At 71.9% G+C, this 6,012-nt stretch carries 4 protein-coding genes; 1 reads left to right on the top strand and 3 read right to left on the bottom strand.

Translation table 11 applies throughout. The features are described 5' to 3' along the window. The first annotated feature begins 366 nt into the window (after nt 1-366). Nucleotides 367-951, top strand: a complete 585-nt coding sequence (locus AOK18_RS28580) for a TetR/AcrR family transcriptional regulator (RefSeq protein ID WP_055572634.1) — start codon at nt 367-369, stop codon at nt 949-951. 98 nt (nt 952-1,049) lie between these two features. On the opposite strand, the gene AOK18_RS28575 is transcribed toward AOK18_RS28580, so the two are convergent. Genes AOK18_RS28575 through AOK18_RS28565 form a run of 3 tightly spaced genes read right to left on the bottom strand, consistent with a single transcriptional unit; the run spans nt 1,050 to nt 5,389 of the window. Beyond that, on the bottom strand, nt 1,050-3,311 hold the full coding sequence (locus AOK18_RS28575; protein ID WP_055572635.1) for a cytochrome P450: 2,262 nt from the start codon (nt 3,309-3,311) through the stop codon (nt 1,050-1,052). Nucleotides 3,312-3,330: 19 nt separating this feature from the next. Beyond that, nucleotides 3,331-4,545, bottom strand: coding sequence for a serine hydrolase domain-containing protein (locus AOK18_RS28570; protein ID WP_055696198.1), 1,215 nt, complete (start codon nt 4,543-4,545; stop codon nt 3,331-3,333). A gap of 31 nt (nt 4,546-4,576) precedes the next feature. Then, nucleotides 4,577-5,389, bottom strand: coding sequence for an SDR family NAD(P)-dependent oxidoreductase (locus AOK18_RS28565; RefSeq protein WP_055696197.1), 813 nt, complete (start codon nt 5,387-5,389; stop codon nt 4,577-4,579). Between the last annotated feature and the right edge of the window lie 623 nt (nt 5,390-6,012).

The raw sequence follows: 6,012 nt of genomic DNA, 5'->3' as shown, positions 1-6,012 counted from the left end.
GACGGTGTGCCGCGGCATCCCGTCCAGCGCTTCGTAGAGCTCGGCGACCTCGGCCTCGATCTCGCTCATGCGGACCCTGATGATCTGGGACCACACGGCGCCGGGGCGCAGGGGCTGGGCACCGGCAGTCCCGTGCGACGGACCGCCCGTACGGGGGCGGGGGCCGTCCTCGCCCCTCGGGGCCGGACGGGTGCGGTGCACCGCCCGGACGGGGCGCCGTGGAGTGTCCCCGCCACGCGGTTCACCCGAATGGCTACACTTCACCGGGCAGTGCCGCCCCGCCCCCGGCGGGCGAGCCGAATGCTGCCCCCGGTGCCCCCAGGTGTTCCGATCCGTCAGTTCCTCTCCGTGAGCCAGGTGTTCCGCATGGCAGCCAACCGCACGGCCAAGAGCACGGCCACGCGTCAGCGTTTCGTCGACGAGGCTCTGCGCCTCTTCAAGGAACGGGGCTACGAGAGCACGTCGATGGCCCAGATCGCGGCCGCGGCCGGCAGCAGCCGCGCCAACCTGTACCTGTACTTCAACAGCAAGTCCCAGATCATCAGGGTCCGCATGAGCGAGATCGAGGCCGAGGTCGCCGAGCTCTACGAAGCGCTGGACGGGATGCCGCGGCACACCGTCGAGGCCCTGCGGGAGTGGCTGGGGACCGCCCGCGGGATGTGGCTGCGCTACGCCACGGAGTTCGAGGCCGTCAGCCAGGCCATGGCCGTCGACCCGGACGTGCTCGAGGAGTGGCTGGGCCTGATCCGGCGTGTCTCGTCGGCCCACGCCGCACTCCACCTCGACGGCGCGACGCAGGAGGAGCGGGCGGAGCGCGAAGCGCACATGACCACGCTCATGATGAGCCTGGAGCGCAACTTCTACTTCCTGTACATCCGCGGGCACAAGGAGCGGGAGGAGCTGATCCTCACCTCACTGGCCCGGCAGTGGGCCCGGTTGTTCGACGACTGAGGCGACCGGTCGGACCGGGAGGCCGGCACGCCTCCGCCGGGAGACCCGGGTCACGGGTCTCCCGGCGGAGCGGTGCGAGGACGCGGGCGCCGCCGGCGTCAGCCGCCGAGCACCAGCCGCGGGCACCCGGCCTCGGCCCGGGACACGCAGATCAGCATGGTCTCGCCGGCCTCCTGCTCCGACGCGGTGAGGATCGAGTCCCGGTGGTCGGCGCGGCCGGAGACGATGCGCGTCTCGCAGGTGCCGCACGTTCCGGTCTTGCACGAGGACACCACCGGCAGCCCGGCCTTCTCCGCGGCCTCCAGGATCGTCTCGTCCGCACCGACCTCGACGACCGTCCCCGACTCGGCGAACTCCACCTGGAACGGCGTGTCCGGGACGGTGCGCTCCACGGGCTTGGGGGCGAACCGCTCCATGCGCAGGGAGTTCTTCGGCCAGTGGGCGGTGTTCTCCTCGACGGCGCGCAGCAGGGGCTCGGGCCCGCACGCGTAGACGAGCGTGTCGTCACGCACCTCACCGAGCAGACCGGCCAGGTCGATCAGCCCGTCCCGGTCCTGCGGGACCAGCGTGACCCGGTCGCCGTGGGCGGCCAGTTCCTCGCGGAAGGCCATCGACGCGAGGGTGCGCCCTCCGTAGACGAGGTCCCACTCGGCCCCGGCACGCTCGGCCTCCTTGATCATGGGCAGGATCGGGGTGACGCCGATGCCCCCGGCGATGAAGAGGTAGCGCGGCGAGGGCAGGAGCCGGAAGTTGTTGCGCGGCCAGGACACGGTGACCCGGGACCCGGCGGTCAGCACGTCGTGCACCGCCGCCGACCCGCCCCGGCCGGCCTCCTCCCGCAGCACGCCGATGCGGTAGGCGGTGCGGTCCTCGGGGTCGGAGGCCAGCGAGTACTGGCGCACCCACGGCTCGCCCTCCCCGCCGTCCCCCCGGGGCACGTGGACATCGATGTGGGCGCCGGCCTTCCACGGCGGCAGCTCTCCGCCGTCGGGGTGGCTCAGGGCCAGGGCGACGACGCCGTCCGACGCCTCGGTGCGCTCCGTCACCTCCAGGTCGAGCGTGCGCACGGTGCGCGTCCTCGACCGTTCGACGTCCGCGACGTCCCAGTGCACGTGCAGCGAACGGCGCACCGGGAGCAGGGCCATGCGCAGGAAGTCCAGCTCGTCGGTGTCGTCGGGACGCAGCGACGGCAGCCGCTCGAAGAGCACGCGCAGACCCGTCGCGCCCTGGACCCTGGCGAGCGGATTGCCCAGGCAGGTGTGCCGTCCGGCGGTGAAGGCCAGGTGGTCCTCGGGGTCGGGACGGTGGATGTCGAACTCGAAGGGCCGCTCGACGTGCCGGGGATCGGTGTTGGCGGAGGCCAGCGCGACCCACACCATGTCACCGGCCGAGATCTTCACGCCCGACAGTTCCACGTCGCGCGTCACCCGGCGGGAGGTGAACGTCGAGGACGGGCGGCGCCGCACCGTCTCCTCGAAGACCCGGGGCCACAGCTCCGGCTCGGCGAGCGCGTCCTGCAGCGCCCCGGGGTTCCGGGCCAGGAAGATCACCGCGTTGGTCATCGCCTGGGCGGTGGTGTCCGTGCCGGCCGCGGCGAACTCGGAGACGTGCAGGGCGATCTGCGGCGTGGGCAGCGCGTACGAGCCGTCCTTCGCCCTGGCCGACGCCATCACGGAGATGATGTCGTCGGCGTCGGAGTCACGCCGCTCCTCGACGATGGCGCGCAGCTTCAGGTTGGCCTCGACGAAGCGGTCCCACACCTCGGTCCGCCCCGGTTCGGGCAGCGGTTCGTGGGCGGACGACAGCACGGCGAACAGGTCGTCGCGCAACTGCCTGAGCATCGCCTCGTGTTCGTAGCCGAGACCCAGCAGCGCCATGATCGTCTGGGTGGTCAGCTCCAGCGAGTACTCCTCGAGCAGGTTCGCCGAACCGTTGTTCTCGAACCGGTCGATGATGCGGTGCGCCCGGGCCTCGATCTCCGGCTGCAGCCGGTCCATGCGCTCCTTGACGAAGCCCCGCTGGGCCACGGAACGCGTCTCGGTGTGGCCGGGCGGGTCCTGGCCCACGATCATCTTCGACACGAGGTCCGGCGGGTAGACCTCCCGGTGCTTCTCCGGCACGTCCGCCGCCGAGTTGGCGGCCGAGGAGTAGGTCTTCCAGTCCGACAGGACGGTGAGGCAGTCCTCGCGCCGCGTGACGATCCACGCGTTCAGGTGCGGGTACCAGAACACCGGTGCGGCGTCCCGGACCGTGGCCAGGTGAGCGGCCGGGTCCCGGTAGTAGGCGTCCCCCATCGCGTCGAAACCGTGGGCGACGGGGCAGCGGCCCACGGGGCGGGCCTCTTCCTGCAGTGATGTCATGGCCTGGTCCTTTCGCGGGTCAGACGCCGGTGACGGCGGAGGCGACGATCGAGGAGAGCTTCTGGAAGCGGGCGACGTTGTCGCCCTCGTCCATCACGCCGGAGGAGAGGAAACAGAAGGACATGCCCGAGACGGGGTCCACCCACAGCAGGGACGAACCGGCGCCGTAGGAGCCGAAGGTGCGCGGCGAGACGAACGGGCCGAAGAAGCGGGCGTGCGTCCCCGTGCCGGCGAGGGCCATGCCCAGGCCCATGTTGCCCGGCGGGAGATCCCACTTGCGGGCGGCGGCGACCATGCCGTAGAGGTCGTTGATCTGGTCGCCGGTCTGGTTGGTCGTGGCGAAGTCCAGCACCGCCTCGCCGATGAGCTGCTCCCCGGAGGACGTGCGTCCCCCGTTGCGCAGCATCTCCGTGAACGCGAAGACGTCGTCGATGGTGGACACCGCGCCGACCCACGGCATCTCGGCGTCCTCGCGGTCGATGACGTCGTTGAGGCACTCGATGTCCTCGGGCTTGAGCCAGGAGTCGTTGGCGACGATGACCTTCAGCGGCACGCCCCGCTCGCGCCACTCGGCGGGCATCCCGAACCGGGTGTGCGTCATGCCGACCGGTTCGAAGACCTTCTCCCGCATCAGCTCACGGAACGAGTCGGCGCCGTAGGCGCGCCGGGCCATCTCGCCCATCAGCGCGTGGTTGATGGCCGCCGAGTAGTTCAGGTTCGTGCCCGGTTCGTGTACGACGTCGACGCCGCCCAGCGCCTTGATGACGTCGGCGAGCACCGCGAAACCCTCCGGGCCCAGGCCCGGGTTGGGCGTGGCGGGCATCCCGGCCCGGTGGGTGAGCAGGTGGGCGAGGTTGATCCGGTCCTTGCGGGCCGCACGGAACGGCTCGGTGCCGAAGAACTCCGGAACGAGGTCGACGACGCGGGTCGACAGCATCAGTCGGCCCTCGCTGAGGGCCCGGAGGACCAGGGCGTTGGTGAAGCCCTTGGACATGGACAGGATGCGGTAGACGTCCTCCCGCCGGGTCGGGCGGCCGGTGGCGGCGTCGGCCAGTCCGTAGCTGCCGCGCAGGGCGATCTCGCCGTGGCGGGCCACGACGACGTTCGCCCCGTGGTAGGCGCCGCTCGCGATGTCCGCGCGGATGGTGTCGTCCAGGACCTCGAGGAAGCGGCGTTCCACGCCGGGCGTCTCGGTGAGGGCGACGGTGGGTTCCGGGGCTTCGGTGTGCTGCACTGGTTCTTCTCCGTCCGGTGTGCTGAAGGGGTCAGAGCATGAGGGCGCCGCCGGACGGCGACAGCGTCTGACCGGTGTAGTGGCCCGCCGCGTCCGAGGCGAGGAAGAGGACCGTCCGGCCGATCTCGTCGGGCTCGGCGAGCCGCTTCAGCGGCTGGAGGGCCAGCAGGGCCTGGACGTGGTCGTCGCCGGACGCCGTGAGCATGGCCGTCCTGATGCCGGCCGGGGCCAGCGCGTTGACCCGGATGTCGAAGGGGGCGAGTTCCGCCGCCACCGCCTTGGTGAGGCCCACGACCGCCGCCTTCGACGCCGGGTAGTAGGCGGGCATCGGCAGGCCGATGAGACCGGCGACGGACGCGAAGTTGATGATCGAACCGCTGCCGGCGGCCTTCATGAGCGGAACGGCGGCACGGATCGTGTAGAACGTGCCGTTGAGGTTGATCGCGACGACGCGGTCGAAGTCCTCGTCGGAGATGCCGTCCAGGAACTCCGGGTGGTAGGTCTCGCCGCTCTTGAAGGACTCGGTCATCCGCTGGTTGATCCCGTCCACCCACGCCTGCTTCGCCCTGCTCGGGGTGGCGACGCCGGCGGCGTTCACGAGGATGTGCAGATGGCCGTGGTCCCCGCGGACCCGGTCGAAGACGCGGTTCACCGCGGCGGAGTCGGAGACGTCCGCGGCCTGCCCCCGGACCCGTTCCAGACCGGCGAACTCGCGGTCGAGGTCCTCCTGCCGCAGATCCATGCCGTACACCGTGGCACCGGCTTCCGCCAGGACTTTCACGGCGGCCAGGCCCATGCCCGAAGCCGCTCCGGTGACGACCGCGATCCTGCCGTCGAGTTCCATAGTCGATCCCCTCGTCATTGAGGTGTGAACCTGCCGCGTCGTGGCAGGTCCTGCCTTCCAGCGGTGAAGTCCGGTCAACCTAACCAAGAATTTGACACCTGTCTAGGTTTGGTTTCCCGGGGCGTGCGGACACCGGATTCCCCCGCGGTCGAAGCAGGGACCGCTCCCCGGGGGCGCCGGGACCGCCCCGCGACCGCGGACACCGCCGCCCCCGCTGCGAACGGGGACGGCGGTGCCGGGGAGGAGACGGCGCGGGACCGCCGGGAAGGCCAGGAGGCCCGCACCACCCCGGAGGCCGGGCACACGACGGCGGTGCCGTCCTCCACCGGGGCGCCCCCGCGCTCCCGGAAACGGCGGTGGCCGGCCCGCCGCTCCGCGGGGGAGCACGCCCCCGCCCCCGCCGCTCCGCGTGCTCCCGCGCGACCCCCGCGAAGGACGTCACCTCCGCACCCGTGACCTCGACCACGGCGACGCGACGGCCGCCGCCGTCCGGCAGGGCCGGCCGCCCACCGGCGGACTCCGGCCCCCTCGGTCTCCTCGGCGTACCCGGCCGGCAGGCCGGCCGCGGCGGTCTTCCGTCCGGCCGGGACCAGGGGGTCCGGCTCGTCACGCGGCCCGCCCGG

Origin of the sequence: Streptomyces prasinopilosus, assembly GCF_001419695.1 — a bacterium.
In the GTDB taxonomy this organism is placed as follows: Bacteria; Actinomycetota; Actinomycetes; order Streptomycetales; family Streptomycetaceae; genus Streptomyces; species Streptomyces prasinopilosus.
This window is presented reverse-complemented; position numbering and strand designations above follow the sequence as displayed.